At 62.1% G+C, this 17,091-nt stretch carries 7 protein-coding genes; 3 read left to right on the top strand and 4 right to left on the bottom strand.

The window, feature by feature from the left end; genetic code table 11:
- The first annotated feature begins 188 nt into the window (after nt 1–188).
- Together CNX70_RS06610 and CNX70_RS06605 are read left to right on the top strand one after the other, a co-directional pair.
- Nucleotides 189–2,858 carry a TonB-dependent receptor gene (locus CNX70_RS06610; protein ID WP_096234046.1) on the top strand — a complete coding sequence of 890 codons (2,670 nt, stop codon included), beginning with the start codon at nt 189–191 and terminating at the stop codon, nt 2,856–2,858.
- Nucleotides 2,859–3,214: 356 nt separating this feature from the next.
- Nucleotides 3,215–5,866, top strand: a complete 2,652-nt coding sequence (locus CNX70_RS06605; protein ID WP_167389621.1) for a TonB-dependent receptor — start codon at nt 3,215–3,217, stop codon at nt 5,864–5,866.
- A gap of 186 nt (nt 5,867–6,052) precedes the next feature.
- Here the strand turns inward: CNX70_RS06605 and aroG are convergent, their stop codons facing one another.
- Nucleotides 6,053–7,117 (bottom strand): 3-deoxy-7-phosphoheptulonate synthase AroG, encoded by a 1,065-nt coding sequence (gene aroG, locus CNX70_RS06600; protein WP_096238307.1) that lies wholly within the window; start codon nt 7,115–7,117, stop codon nt 6,053–6,055.
- A 504-nt stretch (nt 7,118–7,621) separates the two neighbouring features.
- On the opposite strand from aroG, the gene CNX70_RS06595 reads away from it, so the two are divergent.
- Complete coding sequence (locus CNX70_RS06595; protein WP_096234045.1) at nt 7,622–10,477, top strand: TonB-dependent receptor; 2,856 nt, start codon at nt 7,622–7,624, stop codon at nt 10,475–10,477.
- 82 nt (nt 10,478–10,559) lie between these two features.
- On the opposite strand, the gene tldD is transcribed toward CNX70_RS06595, so the two are convergent.
- Genes tldD through CNX70_RS06580 form a run of 3 tightly spaced genes read right to left on the bottom strand, consistent with a single transcriptional unit; the run spans nt 10,560 to nt 17,039 of the window.
- Nucleotides 10,560–12,020: a metalloprotease TldD gene (gene tldD, locus CNX70_RS06590; protein ID WP_096234044.1), complete on the bottom strand. Its 1,461-nt coding sequence runs from the start codon at nt 12,018–12,020 to the stop codon at nt 10,560–10,562.
- Nucleotides 12,021–12,044: 24 nt separating this feature from the next.
- Nucleotides 12,045–12,845 carry a carbon-nitrogen hydrolase family protein gene (locus CNX70_RS06585; protein WP_096234043.1) on the bottom strand — a complete coding sequence of 267 codons (801 nt, stop codon included), beginning with the start codon at nt 12,843–12,845 and terminating at the stop codon, nt 12,045–12,047.
- Nucleotides 12,846–12,875: 30 nt separating this feature from the next.
- Nucleotides 12,876–17,039 carry a YhdP family protein gene (locus CNX70_RS06580; protein WP_341865560.1) on the bottom strand — a complete coding sequence of 1,388 codons (4,164 nt, stop codon included), beginning with the start codon at nt 17,037–17,039 and terminating at the stop codon, nt 12,876–12,878.
- Between the last annotated feature and the right edge of the window lie 52 nt (nt 17,040–17,091).

Here is a 17,091-nt window from a genome sequence, read left to right as displayed (position 1 = left end):
TCACTGAATGGAAGCCGTTGTTTAAAAACACAAAGTACAACACCCTGTTGACAAAGAGTTTTGTTAATCATTACATTCGATCAATTGAAAAGAGATAAATCATTTCGCATTTTCAATATTCTCGGACGTGCTTACCGGCGCGGCCGTTCTTGCCCTTTTAGCCAACCGCTTTATCAGGAGTCTTGAACATGATTAGAGAAATATGCCTGTCCCGCTCCATCCGTTTGATCTGCGCCGGCGGCCTCGCCGCCGGCATCCTCAGCCAGCCGGCACTGGCCCAGGAAACCGGTGAAACAACCGGCATGCAGCGCGTAGAAGTCACAGGTTCTTCCATCAAGCGGCTGGTTTCGGAAACAGCCACCCCTCTCTCCATCTTCAAGGCCGAAGACTTTGCCAAGCAGGGCCTGACCACGGCCCAGGAAGTGCTCAGCAAGATACCCTCGAATTCCTCCAGCATGGGCAGCGGCAATGCCGTCGGCGGCAATACCAGCGGCTTGCCCACAGGCGGCCAGGCCAGCGCCGACTTGCGCGGCCTGGGCGGCGACAAGACCCTGGTGCTGCTCAATGGCCGGCGCATCGCCAACCATCCGTATGACGGCGCCAGCGTCGACCTGAACATCATTCCCATCGCCGCCCTGGAGCGCGTCGAAGTGCTGCGCGACGGTGCCTCGGCCATCTACGGCACGGACGCCATCGGCGGCGTCATCAACTTCATCACCAAGCGCTCCATCAACGTCACCAACATCACCGCCGAGGTCGTCGCGCCCGAACACAAGGGCGGCGGCGAACACCGCATCAACCTGTCGACGGGCTTCGGCAAGCTCGATACGGACGGCTACAATATTTTCGGCGTGGTCGATTACCACAAGCAAAATGTGCTGACCTCGCAAGACCGCGCCTTCTCGGCAACGGGCATCATTCCCGAACGCGGCCTGTCGCTCACCAGCGGCACCACTTTCCCCGGCAACTACTTCGATGCCGCGGCCAACGGCGGCAAGGGCCTGGCCGGCAATCCGTATGCGGCCACGGGCTGCAACCCGCCCCTGTCCGTGGCGGCTGCCAACGGCACCTGTCGCCAGGACTACACGCGGCAGATCGACGATCTGCCGGCACAGGAGCAGGTGGCATTCTTCGGCAAGGGCGCCTTCAAGCTGGGCGGCGGCCACCTGGCCACGCTCGAATACTTGCATTCGGAAAACAAGGTGAAGGCGCGCACGGCGCCGCCACCACAAACGGGCTTGATCCTGCCCATCAGCAGCAAATACTACCCGGGCAATGCGGGCGGCGTGCCGGCCCAGCCGGGGCTGTCGGGACAGCCGCTGAGCGTCAACTGGCGCCCCGTGGAAGCGGGCCAGCGGCAGATCGATTCCACCGGCAAGGCGGACCGCCTGGTGCTGGCGCTCGAAGGCGAGCTGGCTGGCTGGGACTACAAGACGGGCCTGAGCCATGCGATCAGCAAGTCGTCCGAGAAATTTACGGGCGGCTATGTGCAGGATGCGGGTTTTGCCGCTGGCGTGCTGAACGGCATACTGAACCCGTTTGGCGTGCAGGATGCGGCCGGCAAGGCTTACCTCGACAGCACGGCCCTGCGCGGCGAAGTGCAGAGCGCCAAGGTCACCACCACGGGTTTCGACATCAAGGGTAGCCGCGAACTGATGCAACTGGCCGGCGGCCCGCTGGCCATCGCCTTGGGCGGCGAACTGCGGCGCGAAAAAGCCGACTTCAATGTCAACCGCGAGATCGCTAGCCAGGCCACCAGTTCCGGCCTGTCCGGTTCGCTGTCGAAAAGCGGCTCGCGCACGATCCAGGCCGTCTTCGGCGAAGTCAACTTGCCATTGATTAAGGATCTGGAAGTCCAGCTGGCGGCCCGCTTCGACCATTACAGCGACGTGGGCAGCACCACCAATCCCAAGCTGGCCCTGCGCTACCAGGCCAGCAGCGCGCTGGTGCTGCGCGGTTCGGCCAGCACGGGTTTCCGCGCACCGACCTTGTTTGAAAAGAACGCGCCGCCGTCGAAGAACGATACCAATGATTCCTACGACGACCCCATCCTCTGCCCGGGCGGCGTGCCGCAGCCGGGCGCCAATCCCCTGCGCGATTGCGACTTGCAGCAATTCAAGCTGCAAGGCGGGAATGAAAAGCTGAAACCGGAAAAATCCACCACCTTCGCCTTCGGCCTGGTGCTCGAACCGGTCAAGGAAGTCACCGTCGCCATCGATTACTGGAACATCCATCTGAAGGACAAGATTTCGTCCTTGCCCGAACAATCGATCTACGGTAACTACGAAAAATACAAGGCCTTGTTCCTGCGCAATCCCGACGGTTCGCCTTTCGCCATCCTGGACTTGAACGACAACCTCGGCGAAGTGAAAACCGACGGCATCGACGTCAGCCTGAATGCCCGCCTGGGGCGCGGCGCCTACGGCGATTTCAGCGTGTCGGTCGACGGCACCTGGACCCACAAGTATGACTACCAGAATGAGCGCGGTGGCGAATTCATTGCCAACGTCGGACGCTATGCGGACAACAATCCTGTGTTCCGCTGGAAACATACGGCGGCCCTCAACTGGCGCTTGGGAAACTGGGGCGCCACCGTGTCGCAATCATTCAAGTCCGGCTACACGGACCAGAACCAGGTCGATCCGCAGTACCGGCACGATGTGCCCTCCTACAGCCTGCTGAACGTGTCGGGCAGCTACGTGTGGAAAGGCTTGCTGCTGACGGCCGGCGTGAAAAACCTGTTCGACAAGGAACCACCGTTCTCGAACCAGGGCACGCTGTTCCAGAAAGGTTATGACCCGCGCTACACGGATCCGATCGGGCGTGCCTACTATCTGCGCGGCAGCTATACGTTTTAAGGGGAATTTTCAGGTCGATAGATAAAACAGGCAGCGCTGGCAACAGCGTGCCAGCAACAGAAAAGCGGCGCCATCAGCGATGATGTGCGCCGTTTTATTTTACCCATCTGAGCACGCCTGACAAGGGTTCACGATACTTTATTACTGAAGGATTATAAAAAAAACAGGAAAATGTTGCATTTCATCCAAAAAGTCTGCACGAAATTGACAATCTGAATCATGAATGTTTTGATGAGGGCCCAGAAAATTTACAGAATTTTCATTGGTGGATTTTCAAAAAGGCAAATAAATTGTTGGCAAGCAACAAGTTATTTCAAAATAATTGCCGCCTTTATCACAATAACAAGGAATTTCAGATGATGATAGAAAATGTAATATCGCGGTCGCTGCGCCTGATGTTTGCAGGCGGCATGGCCCTGAGCATGCACGCCGCGTATGCACAAGAAACAACAGATGGCACCATGCGACGCGTGGAAGTCACGGGGTCGAGCATCAAGCGCCTGGCATCGGAGACAGCGCTGCCGATCACCTCGATCAAGGCCGATGATTTCGCCAAGCAAGGCTTGACGACGGCACAGGAAGTCCTGTCCACCATTTCCATGAATCAGAGCTCGCAAAGCAGCTCGCAATCCGTAGGCTCCGGTACGGGCGGCCAGTCCGTCGCCGACCTGCGCGGCATCGGCGGCGACAAGACCCTGGTCCTGCTGAACGGCCGCCGTATCGCCAGCCACCCATTCAACGGTTCGTCCGTCGACCTGAACATCATTCCGATTTCGGCCCTGGAACGCGTTGAAGTGCTGCGCGACGGCGCCTCCGCCATCTACGGTACCGATGCCATCGGCGGCGTGATTAACTTCATCACCAAGCGTTCCGTCAAGGGCGGCTCCGTCACGGTCGAACATTACGAGCCACAAAAAGCGGGTGGCGGCGACGAGTCACGCCTGAACCTGTCCGGCGGCTACGGCGATCTGAACAAAGATGGCTTCAACGTCTTCGGCGTGGTTGACGTACATCGCCAGTCGGCGCTGAGCACGGCCGACCGTTCCTTCTCGAAGAGCGGCTACATCCCAAGCAAGGGCGTGGATAACCTGAGCGGCACCACCTTCCCTGCCAACTTCTACGATACCGGCAATGGCCTGATCGGCAACCCGGCCTTCGCCGGCGGTTGCGTGGGTGAGAACCTGTACAAGAATACTTCGGGCAAGAGCACCTGTGCCATGGATGTCACACCATTCATCCAGGCCATCCCGAAAACCCAGCAGGAATCCTTCCTCGGCAAGGCCAGCTTCAAGCTGAACCAGGATCACCTGGCCACCATCGAATACCTGCACTCGCGCAGCACCAACGAGGCGCGCATCTCGCCGCCGCCGATGTCGAACATCGGCATCCTCATGTCGTCGAGCTCCCCTTACTATCCAGGCGGCAGCGGCGGTGTACCAGCCGTGGCGGGCCTGTCGGGCGAGCCGCTGGACATCAGCTGGCGTCCGGTGGCGTCGGGCCAGCGCAGCGGCTTCGACACCAGCACCTCGGACCGCCTGGTACTGGCTTCCGAAGGCGTCCTGGGTGCGTGGGACTACAACGTCGGCCTCAGCTACTCCGTCAGCAAGGCCACCAGCGCCTTCACGGGCGGCTACCTGAATGACCAGCGCATCATCGACGGCATCGGCAATGGCATACTGAACCCGTTCGGCGCGCAGAGTAGCGCTGGCGATGCGTACCTGAAGGACTCCGTCCTGAAAGGCGAATACCTGAGCGCGAAGATGACCAGCACCGCGGTCGATGCCAAGGTCAGCCGCGAGCTGTTCAACCTGCCGGCTGGCGCCGTCGGTTTCGCCGTCGGTACGGAATTCCGCAACGACAAGGCCGAGTACAACGTGAATCGGGATCTGGCCGGCCAGGCGTCGAGCTCCGGCTACGCCGAAGCACAGAACCAGTCGGGCAGCCGCAATATCGCCGCCATCTTCTCGGAACTGAGCATTCCTGTCGTGAAAGACCTGGAACTGTCGCTGGCAGCCCGTTATGACCACTATAACGACGTCGGCGGCAGCTTCAATCCGAAGGTCGGCGTGCGCTGGCAGCCAACGAGCCAGGTGCTGCTGCGCAGCTCCTACAACACAGGCTTCCGCGCGCCAACACTGTATGACCTGCATGGTCCGCAAACCAAGACCTTCACGGCCAACAAGTACGACGATCCACGCCTGTGCCCAGGCGGCGTACCGATTCCTGGCGCCAACAGCAATGTCGCCTGCGGCGCGCAGCAGTACATCCGCTCGGGTGGCAATCCGGAGGTCGGCCCGGAAAAATCGAAAACCTTCAGCGCCGGTATCGTCATCGAACCTACCAAGTCGCTGACCGTCTCGCTCGATTACTTCCAGATCAAGCTGCGCGACAAGATCGGTACCGTGGCCGAACAGACCCTGTTCGACAACTACGCCAAGTATCAGAACAACTTCATCTATACCGCTGATGGCAAGCTCGATTACGTGCTGGCCACCCTGGGCAACCTAGGCGAAATGCACACCTCGGGCATCGACTTGGGCCTGAACTGGAAATTGCCACGTAGCCAGTATGGCAACTTCACGTTCGCCTTTGACGGCACCTGGGTACAGAAGTATGAGTACCAGAACGAACGCGGCGGTGAATTCGTGCAAAACGTGGGCGTGTATGGCGACAATGCACCGGTATTCCGCTGGAGACACAATGCCTCCCTGCAATGGAATATGGACAAGTGGAATGCCACGCTGTCGAACAAGTACATGAGCGGCTACCGCGACCAGAACTATGTCGATCCGCAATTCGAGCAAAGCGTCAAGGCTTACTCGGTATGGTCGCTGTCGGGCGCGTACTCCGGCTTCAAGAATACCGAAGTCACCGTGGGCGTAAAAAATCTGCTGAACGAAGATCCACCGTTCAGTAACCAGATCGGCACCTTCCAGTCCGGCTACGATCCGCGTTACGCTGATCCGCTGGGCCGCACCTTCTACGTGCGCGCCACGTACAAGTTCTAAGTACACCTGACACAAGCTACTGCGCGTCGCGAGTTGCGGCCTGCGATGCTCACTGGCTCAAGCACAGTTCCGCGTCTCGGCCGCAACTCGCTGCCGCTCGCTACGCTTTTGTCAGGCGTCTTGAATTAAGTAAAAAAGCCCGGAAAGCTTTAGCTTTCCGGGCTTTTTTTCATGCTGCGCGCCACCTTATTGCGCGTCGCCCTGCAGGCGGCGCTGCTTCACGGCCGCCGCCAGGTTTTCCAGCACGGCCACGCTGGCGCTCCAGTCGATGCAGCCATCCGTGACGGATTGGCCATAGATCAATTCCTTGCCCGGGATCAAATCCTGGCGCCCTGCCACCAAGTGCGATTCCACCATCACGCCGACGATGCGGCTGTCGCCGCCCGCCACCTGGCTGGCGATGTCGGCACACACGGGGATCTGGTTTTCCGGTTTTTTCGAGCTGTTCGCATGCGAGGCGTCGATCATCAGGCGCGCCGCCAGGCCTTGCGCGGCGATCGCCTTGCAGGCCTCGTCCACGCTGGCCGCGTCATAGTTCGGGGTTTTACCGCCGCGCAAGATGATGTGGCAATCCTCGTTGCCGTTGGTCGAGACGATGGCCGAATGGCCGCCCTTCGTGACGGAGAGAAAATGGTGCGGCTGCGAGGCGGCCTTGATGGCTTCCACGGCGATTTTCACATTGCCGTCCGTGCCATTCTTGAAGCCGACCGGACAGGACAGTCCCGAGGCCAGCTCGCGGTGCACCTGCGACTCCGTGGTACGCGCGCCGATGGCGCCCCAACTGATCAGGTCGGCGATGTATTGCGGGCTGATGACGTCGAGGAACTCCGTGCCAGCCGGCAAGCCCAGCTCATTGATATTGCGCAACAGTTCGCGCGCCATGCGCAAGCCGTCGTTGATGCGGAAGCTGTTGTCCATGTACGGGTCGTTGATCAGGCCCTTCCAGCCCACCGTGGTGCGCGGTTTTTCGAAGTAGACGCGCATGACGATTTCCAGTTCGCCAGAGAAACGCGCACGCTCCTTGACCAGCAGGCGCGCATATTCCATCGCCGCCTTGGTATCGTGGATGGAGCAAGGCCCGATGACCACCATCAGGCGGTCATCCTGGCCGTGCAGGATGCGGTGCAGGGCGATACGGGCGCTGGCAGCGGTCTGTTCGGCTTGCTCCGAGCAGGCGAATTCGCGGATCAGGTGGGACGGCGGGGTCAATTCCTTCATTTCGCGAATTCGCAAATCATCGGTGCGGGGCATCATTTTCTCCAAAATTTAAGGAAGGGTAAAACATCTGGGTAAAAAAAAACCGCCATCAGTGGCGGTTTTTTAGAATTTGCTGGGATCTCGTTTTTTGCTGCTACGTGAACCGACCGCTACTCCACCGCCTTTGGGTTGGAATTGCTAAAGTAAAAATAAGCGGTAAAAAAGTGGCGAGCGAACATGCGAGTCATCCATAAGTGATGAACGACTATAAACCTAAATTGCAAGGATTGGCAAGTATATTTGTCGGCAAAGCCGCATGCCGCTGCCGTTTTAGACGGCAAAGCGCGTAAAAAAGCATAAAAAGTTGCGCGCCGTTAGACCGGCATGGTCGGTCCAGTCCAGTGCTGAGCCCGTCGTGGCGCGCACACCACACGACGCCCATTGCGGCGACGGCAAGCGACACACTACTGATCAAGATCTAATCGCGGGCAGACCGGACGGACAAGACTCAAGGACGCATCGACGACCTTTGATTGCCTGACCTTTCCGGAGAACACAATGAGCCCTACCCCCTTGCTTCAGCCCGCTGCCTTTTCGCCACCACGCCTGGGCCTGGCACTGGCCAGCGCACTGCTGAGTCTACCCGTCCTGGCACAGGACAATGTTGCACCCGCGCCCCTGCAGCGCGTGGAAATCACCGGCTCGAACATCCGCCGCGCCCAGGCTGAAACAGCCTCGGCCGTGCAAACCCTGAGCGCTGCCGACATTGAAAAATCGGGCAAGGCCAGCGTGGCCGAACTGCTGCAAACCCTGGCCGTCGACAATCAGGGTTCCGTCCCTACCAGCTTCAGCGGCGGCTTTGCCGCCGGCGCGTCGGGCATCTCGCTGCGCGGCCTGGGCACGGCGTCGACCCTGGTCTTGCTGAACGGGCGCCGCGTGGCGCCCTACGGCCTGGCCGACGACGGCCAAAAGGTATTTGCCGACCTGAACATCATCCCTCTGGAAGCGGTGGAACGGGTGGAAATCCTCAAGGATGGCGCCTCGGCCATCTACGGCTCGGATGCCATCGCCGGCGTCGTCAACGTGATCCTGCGGCGCGATTACCAGGGCACGGCCGTGAAGGGCAATTACGGCAAGACCAAGAACTGGGACGGGCGCGAGGCGCGTGCGTCCATCACGCACGGCTTCGGCGATATCGACAACGACCGCTACAATGTGCTGCTGAACCTGGAATACAGCGAAAAAGGGGCGATCTCGAACCGCGACCGGGCCGGACGGGGCGCCGTCGGCCGCAGCGACTTGCGCGACCTGGGCTTCAGCGCGCAGGAATCGCTCAGTGGCGCCGGCGCCATCACCGACAACAATGCGGCCGGCAGCGCCGTCAACGGCAATGTGCGCAATCCCGACACCTTCGATTACTATAACCGCGGCAACTTGGCCGGCGCGGGCTTTACGCGCACCTTCCCCGGCGCCGCCTGCGGCAATTTCACCACGCACCCGCAAGGCGATCCGGGCGGCGGCTGCCTCATCGATGCGGCGCAGCAATACGGCCAGATCCAGCCCAGGCAAAAGAACATCAATTTTTTTGGCCGCGGCGCCTGGCAACTGACGCCGGCACTGCAAACCTATATGGAATTGAATCTGTATCACAGCGAATCGCGTTCCGTCACCACGCCGTCGACCATCAGCGGCTCAGTCGGCTATCCAGGCGGCCCGGTCAGCAATGCGGCTGTGGCGCTGGGTGCCGGCCATCCTGACAACCCCTACTTCGGCCGCGAGGCGCGGCTGCGTTACCTGGCCGCCGACGTCGGCCCGCGCACCTCGGAAGTCGATTCCACCTTTGCGCGCTTCGTCGCCGGCATCAAGGGCAGCGTGGCGGGCTGGGATATCGACAGCGCCCTGCTGTACTCGCAAAACAAGGTCGCGAACGAGCGAAGCGGCTTCCTGCTGCGCGATGTGGCCTTCGCCCTGCTCAACCCCACTGCCGCCAATGTGGCCGCGGCCAGCCTGAACCCGGCCTATGCGGCCCTGCCCGCTGGCAGCGTATGGCGCATCGGGGAAAACGCGGGGCTCAATTCGCCCGCACTGTACGCGGCCCTGTCGCCGCGCATCTCGAACGACGCCAAAACGCATATCGCGCAGATCGACTTCAAGGCGAGCCGCGAGGTAGCCAAGCTCGATGGTGGCGGCCTGGGCGTGGCCGTGGGCGCCGAATTCCGCCACGAAGCGACGGAACTCAACCCGACCACAGGCACGGAACGGGGCAATATCATCGGTCTCGGCTATTCCGCCTACAAGGGCAGCCGCAACGCCTCGGCCCTGTATGCCGAAGTGCTGGCGCCCGTGCTGAAAAGCGTGGAGCTGTCGGGCGCCCTGCGTGCCGACCACTTCACCGATGTGGGCAATTCCTACACGCCGAAAGTGGGCGTAAAATGGACGCCGCTGCGCGAACTGGCCCTGCGCGGCACCTTCGCCAAGGGCTTCCGCGCGCCCAGCGCGGCGGAAAACGGCGTCGGCGGCCTGGCCGCGTTTTCCACCGCCAGCGACCCGCTGCGCTGCGCGCTGGGCGTCACCCTGGCCTGCGACCCGGCATCGATCGCCGTCATCACCTCGCCCAATCCCAAACTGTCGCCCGAGCGTTCGCGCAGCTATTCCGTGGGCGCCGTGTGGGACCCGCTGCCGCGCACCAGCCTCTCGGTCGATCTGTGGCAAATCCGCCGCAAGAATGAGATCAACCAGGAACAGACGGACACGGCGATTGCGCAGGGCCATGTGGCGCGCGACCCGTCCACGGCCAGCGACAAGCCCGGCGATCCGGGTGCCATCACGGCCGTGCTGGCCAGCTATGTCAATTCCGCGCAAACCACGGTGCGCGGCATCGATATCGACGCGCGCCAGCGCTTCAACCTGGGCGGCGACCATGGCAACCTGGTGTTCGACCTGAAGTGGACGCATTTGTACAAATGGCTGCGCACGGAACAGGATGGCACGCAGCGCGATTTCGCCGGCACGCACGGCAATTGCGATGTCTCCAACTGCATGGGCACGCCCGATGACAGGGTCAACCTGAGCGCCACCTGGGAGCGTCAGAACTGGCGCGTTTCGGCCAATGTCAACTACCGCGCGCCGCTCGACAATATCAGCTTCAAGAACGATCCGGACGGCTGCGCCACGCACTTTGCCGACGGCACGGACGCGCCGCGCGGCTGCCGCATCGCCTCGTTCACGACGGTGGACCTGACGGCCCGCTGGCTGGCCACGCCCAAGCTGGAAGTGTTTGCAACGGTGCAAAACCTGTTCGACAAGATCGCCCCGCTCGATCCGCTCACGTATGGCGCCACGGGCTACAACCCGCTCGACTACGCGGGCGCGGCGGGACGCTTTATCAGTGCGGGGGTAAAGTACAAATTCTGATGTAAAACACGCTTACCCCAACAGCAAATACCGGGGTCGGACCATGCAGGTCCGCCCCCAGCATTCGACGTTGGGTTGAAGGTCAGGCCGTGCCGCCGACGGTGATGCCGTCCAGGCGCAAAGTCGGCTGCCCCACGCCCACAGGCACGCTCTGCCCCTCCTTGCCGCACACACCCACGCCCGAATCGAGGCGCATGTCGTTGCCGATCATGGAGACGCGGTTGAGCACGTCCGGGCCATTGCCGATCAGGGTCGCCCCTTTGACCGGATAGCTGAGCTTGCCGTTTTCGATCATGTACGCTTCGCTGGCCGAGAAGACAAACTTGCCGTTGGTAATATCGACCTGGCCGCCGCCAAAGTTGACGGCATACAAGCCATTTTTCACGGAAGCGAGGATGTCACCGGGGTCCCGGTCGCCGCCCAGCATATATGTATTCGTCATGCGCGGCATGGGCAGGTGGGCGAACGATTCGCGGCGCGCATTGCCCGTCACGGGCATCTTCATCAGGCGCGCATTCATCGTGTCCTGGATGTAACCCTTCAGGATACCATCCTCGATCAGGGTGGTGCACTGCGTCGGGTTGCCCTCGTCGTCGATATTCAGGGAGCCACGCCGGCCAGCCAGGGTGCCGTCATCGACCACCGTGACGCCCTTGGCCGCCACGCGCTCGCCGATGCATCCGGAAAACGCGGACGAACCCTTGCGGTTGAAATCGCCTTCCAGGCCATGGCCGATCGCCTCGTGCAGCAGGATGCCGGGCCAGCCCGGTCCCAGCACGATGGTCATGGGGCCGGCGGGCGCGGGGCGCGCTTCCAGGTTCACCAGGGCCGAGTTGACGGCGTCGGCCGCGTATTGTTCCAGCACGGCATCACTGAAATAGTCATAGCTGTAACGCCCGCCACCACCGGCCGAACCCGTTTCGCGGCGGCCATTCTGCTCCGCGATCACGGTCAGCGAGACGCGCACCAGCGGGCGGATGTCGGCCGCCAGCACGCCATCGCTGCGCAGCACCAGCACCACGTCGTACTCGCCCGCCAGGCCCGCCATCACTTGCACGACTCGGGGATCTTTCGCCCGCGCCATCTTTTCCACGCGCTCAAGCAATTGCACCTTGGCCGTGGCGTCCAGCGAGGCGAGCGGATCATTGGGCAGGTACAAGGAGCGCCCGCCCTGCGGCTGCATCTGGCCCGCGATCTTGACTCTGCCGGCACCCGCGCGCGCGATGGTGCGCGTGGCCGCTGCCGCTTCCAGCAAGGCCCGCTCGGAAATGTCGTCGGAATACGCAAAGGCCGTCTTGTCGCCGGACACGGCGCGCACACCCACGCCCTGGTCGATGGAAAAACTGCCCGTCTTGACGATGCCCTCTTCCAGGCTCCAGCCTTCGCTCCTGGTCGACTGGAAATACAGGTCCGCATAGTCGACCTTGTGCGTAAACATCGTGCCCAGGGCTTTGAGCAGCTTGTCTTCGTCCAGGCCGAACGGCGTGAGCAGGATGTCGCGCGCCACAGCCAGGCTAGACAGATTGGGTTCAAATGGAATCATGGCTATCTTTTCTCAACATTCAATTTACATCGTCCGATGGGTTAGCGCGGGCAAGGATTCGCGCACGCCCGCCAAAAACACCAGGTCGATCTCGGCGCTGACCACACCCTCGCCTTCGGGCAACACGGCTCTCACTTCGCCCCACGGGTCGATCAGCATGCTGTGGCCCCAGGTGCGCCGGCCGTTCGGATGCAAGCCGCCCTGCGCCGAGGCCAGCACATAGCACTGGTTTTCGATGGCGCGCGCGCGCAACAGCACTTCCCAGTGGGCGCTGCCCGTCGTATAGGTAAATGCGGCCGGCACGACGATCAGCGCGCAATCGCCCATGGCGCGGTACAGCTCGGGAAAGCGCAAGTCATAGCAGATGGACAGGCCGACGCGGCCGAACGGCGTCTCGATCGCGCGCACTTGCGCGCCGGGCACGATGGTGCGCGATTCATTGTACGACTCGGTGCCGCGCGTAAAACCGAACAGGTGGATCTTGTCGTAGCGGCCGGCCGGCTCGCCTTGCGGGTCGTACACCAGCGTGGTATTCAAGACCTTGCCCTCCTCGCCGGAAATCAAGGGCAAGGTGCCGCCGATCAGCCAGATGCCGTGCTGGCGCGCCATCTGCGCCATGCCATCCTGGATGGGTCCGCTGCCGGGCTGTTCCGCATGGGCCAGCTTGTCCGTTTCCTGCTGGCCCATGATGGCCCAGTATTCGGGCAACACCACCAGCTGCGCGCCAGCGGCGGCGGCCTGTGCAACCAGGCGCCGCGCCGTGGCCAGGTTCTCTTCCACGCAAGGCGAGGAAATCATTTGTACTGCTGCGACTGTATGCATCATTGCCACCTCTTCTCCATTCGAACGCCTCGCCTATTTCGCCACCGCCTCCACGGCTGCGGCAGCAGGCACGGCGACAGGCTCCAATTTACCACCATCGAGCTTGGTCACGACGGGCGACTTCCACGGGCCGGCGATCTGCATGTGATAGGTGAGCGCCTTCATCACGGGGGCACGCAGGAACAATTGCGCCAGAAAACTACCCAGGCCGATGACGGGGTTGACGGCCAGCGCATACACGAGCGGCCCCGTGCCCAGGTTAAATTCCGGGATCACCACCACGTGCAAATTCGTCGTTTCATTGGCGATGTCGGCCTTGCCATCCATCAGCACCGTGGCCGCCACGCCGTGCATCTTGAGGTTGTCGGTGCTCACCACGCCCCGCTTGATGCTGGCGTTGGCCGTGATGCCGTCGAAGGCCAGCCCTTCGGAAAACACATCGTGGAAATCGAGTTTCAGCAAACGGGGCAAGGCTTGCAGGCTGAGCACGCCCAACAGCTTGGCCGCGCCCGGATCCTGCTTGAGGAACTGGCCCGATTCCACATTCATTTCGATCTGCCCCGACAGGGTGGGAATGTCGAGCGAATACGGCAAGCCGTTCCAGGCGATGTCGCCACTCAGGCGCCCCTTGCCGCGACGCACCGTATCGGCAAAGCCGAAGCGGTCGAGCAACTTGCCCGCATCGACGATATCGAGGCCGAAACGCAGGCTGGTCGTGCTTTGCCCATCCTTGATGACCCATTTGCCATTGCCGCTCAGCGCACCATCGGGATTCGACAACTGCAGCTTGCCCACGCGCCACTCGCGCCCGCCCGCCGCCATGGTGTTATAGGCCTGCAACTCCAGCCGGCCGATCTTCTTGTTGAACAGTTCAAATTGCTCGGCGATGATATCGAGCGACGGAATCGACTGGGCGCCGCTCTTGCCTTCCAGTAAACTCTTCACATCGTTGGCGGCCGATTCCGGAATGATCAGCGACGACAGGCGCGCCGTCATCTTGCCCAGGCCGGACGGCGTTTCCAGCCACGTCACATAGCCCGACACTTGTTTCGCGTCAATATTGGCTTGCCACACGTCCTTTTGATGCGTGGCGCCCACCACCACGTTTTCCAGCTTGCGCTCGCCCAGCATCAGTTCGCCGGCGCGCGCCGCCATCATGTCCGGCACCACATATTGCGCGATATCGGGTGCGTCATCGGCGTTGCCACCCGCCTCGGCCGGTGCCGTGGCGTTGCCGGCGATTTCGCCGCCGACGTCGATCCAGCTGTCCACGTCCAGGGTTTTCATATTCACGTTGAGCATCATGCCGCTGTCCGGTTCCGGCGCCGGCACGTTCACGCCGATGCCGCCGCGCAGCAGGCGCCAGACATCCTTGCCCTGCTTCTGGCGCTGGTAGCGGGCTGCGATGCCAGACCCCAGCGCGATGCGGATATCGTCCGTGCGCAGGCCGGCGCCGTTCGCAGCATTGCCCGTCAGGGTGAATTTTACGGGCAGGCTGTCGCCGGCAGGCTTTTTCAGGGGCGCGGGAAAATCCAGGCCCAGGCCCGTCAGCGGCGACTCGACATTGACCACCACCTGGTGGTCGCGCGCCGTGATCAAGCCGCTGTAACGGGCACCGCCATTCAAATGCTTCGCCAGGCGCTGCAACACGGGCGCCGGATACGTCTTGCGCAAGCCATCGATGGTCATGTTGCCGGCAATTTTCACCTGGATGGAATTGTCCGCCTGCGTGCCGCCCGAGATGGCCAGCGGCCCGCCCAGCAAGCTGCCGTTCAAGCCATTCAGGTTGACGCCCTTCTCGTTGAATTCGATCTTGCCCTGCGTGCCCAGCACGGGCGGCATGTCGTGGAACAGCACCACGTCGTTGCCCGCCAGCTGCAAGCTGCCCTGCACGGTCGTCTCGAGCATGCGCTCGATCGGCAAGTGCAATTTGAGGGCCAGCCTGGCGTTGCCCGTCGCCGTCGTTTCGTCCGTGAAATGCTCGATCCAGCCCAGTACGGGACTGGCCGTCACGTACTTGAGGAATTCCTGCATCGGGCCGGCCGCATTGCCCTCGATATCGAGCAAGGTGTCGAACACGGTCAGGTCGGGGATCACGGCTTTGACATTCGTCAAAGCCACGCCGCCCGTGGTGGCCGTGTCGCCGCGAATTTCCATGCGTGCCCGCTCGAAAATAAAGCTGCCCTTGATTTTTTCCGCCTGCGGCCACAACGGCGCCTTGCCCGCCAGCGGGCCGTTTTCCGCCAATTCGCCCGGCGCATAATTGAGGATGCCGTTCTCAAGCTTGCCGGCCACGCGGAAGTCGCCGCGATTGCGCTGGGCGAGCGTGTCGGCCTTGAAGGGGAAATGTTCGAGTTCGCCGCGCAGGCGCAGGCTGACATCGCGCGCCACGCCGCCTTCCAGCGCGCCCGTCAGCCAGTGTCGCAGATGCTCGGGCGTTTGCAGCGGCAGATAGCGGCCGATGGTGTTGATCTGGAAATTGTCGATCGTGCCCGTCAAGTCGACCTGGCCCAGATTCTTGCCGTCGAGCGGCATGCGGTGCGTGCCCTGCAAGGCGACGCGCAAGCCTTGCTGATCGAAGTCCAGCTTGTCCAGCCCGACTTGCAGCATATTGCCCGCTTCAAAGGTCCAGCGCGCCTGCATGGCGAATTGTTCGAACGGCAAGGCCGGCTCGCTCAGGTAGGTGGGGAACTGCAACACCAGGTCCTGCGCGTCGATGGCAATGCTGCCGCCCTTGTCATTGGCGTCGATGCTGCCGCTCAAGTGGTCGAAGCCGGGAATGGCCGGCGCAGCCGCCTGTGCAGGACTGGTCGCCGTCTTCGCCACAGCCAGGCGCGCCGGCTGCGCATTCAGGCCAAGATCGATGAGCTTGCCGCGCAAACGGTAGCTGGCGGGCGTGGCCATATCGCCTTCCCATTGCGCTGAAAAATCCTGCAAACGCCCGCGCGGTGCCAGGGCATCGAGGCGCTGGCGCTGCTGCTCGCCTAGCGGCAGCTTGTCGGCCAGCGCGGCCAGGGTGTGCAAATCGAGCGACCTGGCCGTGATTTCCGTACGCGCCGGCTTGCGTTTGCTTGCAGCAATGTAGCGCTCGGACAAGGTCGTGGGCGGCAAGCTGAGGCCATCGCGGGTTTCCACTGCGAAATTCGTCAACTCCACCTGGTGTCCATTCGCGCCAAAGGTTGGCTTGCCGTCCGGCACCTGCGCCGACAGCTCTTCCTTTGCCGAAATGCGTCCGCTGACCGACAGCAAGTCGAGCGGCGCGATATGCTCGCCCAGTTGCGCCTGCACATCCGTCAAGCCCACATCGGCCGTGAAGCCGGCCAGGCGCGCGTGATCCAGGCTCAGCCAGGCGCGCAGGGCGCCCTTGCCCTGGCTCAGCTCGAACGGGTAATCGAGATAGCGGCGCCAGGCGGCCAGGTCGGCGTTTTTCAGGTCGGCGTACAGCTCGCCCTTCCACATCGACACATCGGAGATGCGCGTGCTGAAGGGCGGATGCGTGAAGTGAGCGCGCACATCGACAGGGGCGGCCAAGCTGGCGGGCGGCGTGGCCTGCAAGCCCAGCCGGTGGCTGCGCCAGCGGTTGCGCAGCAGCAAGTTGACCTGGCTTAAAGCCAGCTCCGGCGTGCCGCGCGCTTCGTCGGTCCAGCGCACCTTGCCGTCGCGAATGATGATCTCATGCTGCGACAGCAGCCAGTCGGCACCCTTGCCATCGCTGCCTTGCGTGCTGTCGACCAGTACGCCTGCCACATACAGCTTGCCATCCTTGCTGCGCCGTACGTCCAGGTCGGGCCGCGTGATTTCCAGTGCCTCGAAGCGCACGGAACCGAGTACGCTCCACCACGACACGGTGGCCGAGACGCTCGGCAGGCTCAGCACCTGGCGACCCGCCTGGTCGCGCAGGCTCACGTCGCCGAGGAAGAGATTCGGCCGCACGCCATGCCAGGAGGCGTAAATACGCGCGATGCTGACAGGGTTGCCCAGCGCGCGGCTGGCCGCCCGCTCGATATCGCCCTTGTAGTAATCGATATTCGGCAAGATGGCGTAGCGCAGGAATAAAAACAGCACGGCGAAGGCGAAATACGCCAGCAGCACCAGTTTGATGGTAAAACCCAACACATGATGGGTGGCCAGATTGGCCATGCGATAGGCGGCACGCAGCCGCTGCCAGCGCAGGGCCAATGGCACATGTTCTGTCACGCTTGCTTCTGGCGGTTTTTGCATCAATAAGCTAATAAACTGGCCCGGCGTC

Origin of the sequence: Janthinobacterium svalbardense (assembly GCF_002327145.1) — a bacterium.
GTDB lineage: Bacteria > Pseudomonadota > Gammaproteobacteria > Burkholderiales > Burkholderiaceae_D > Janthinobacterium > Janthinobacterium tructae.
This window is presented reverse-complemented; position numbering and strand designations above follow the sequence as displayed.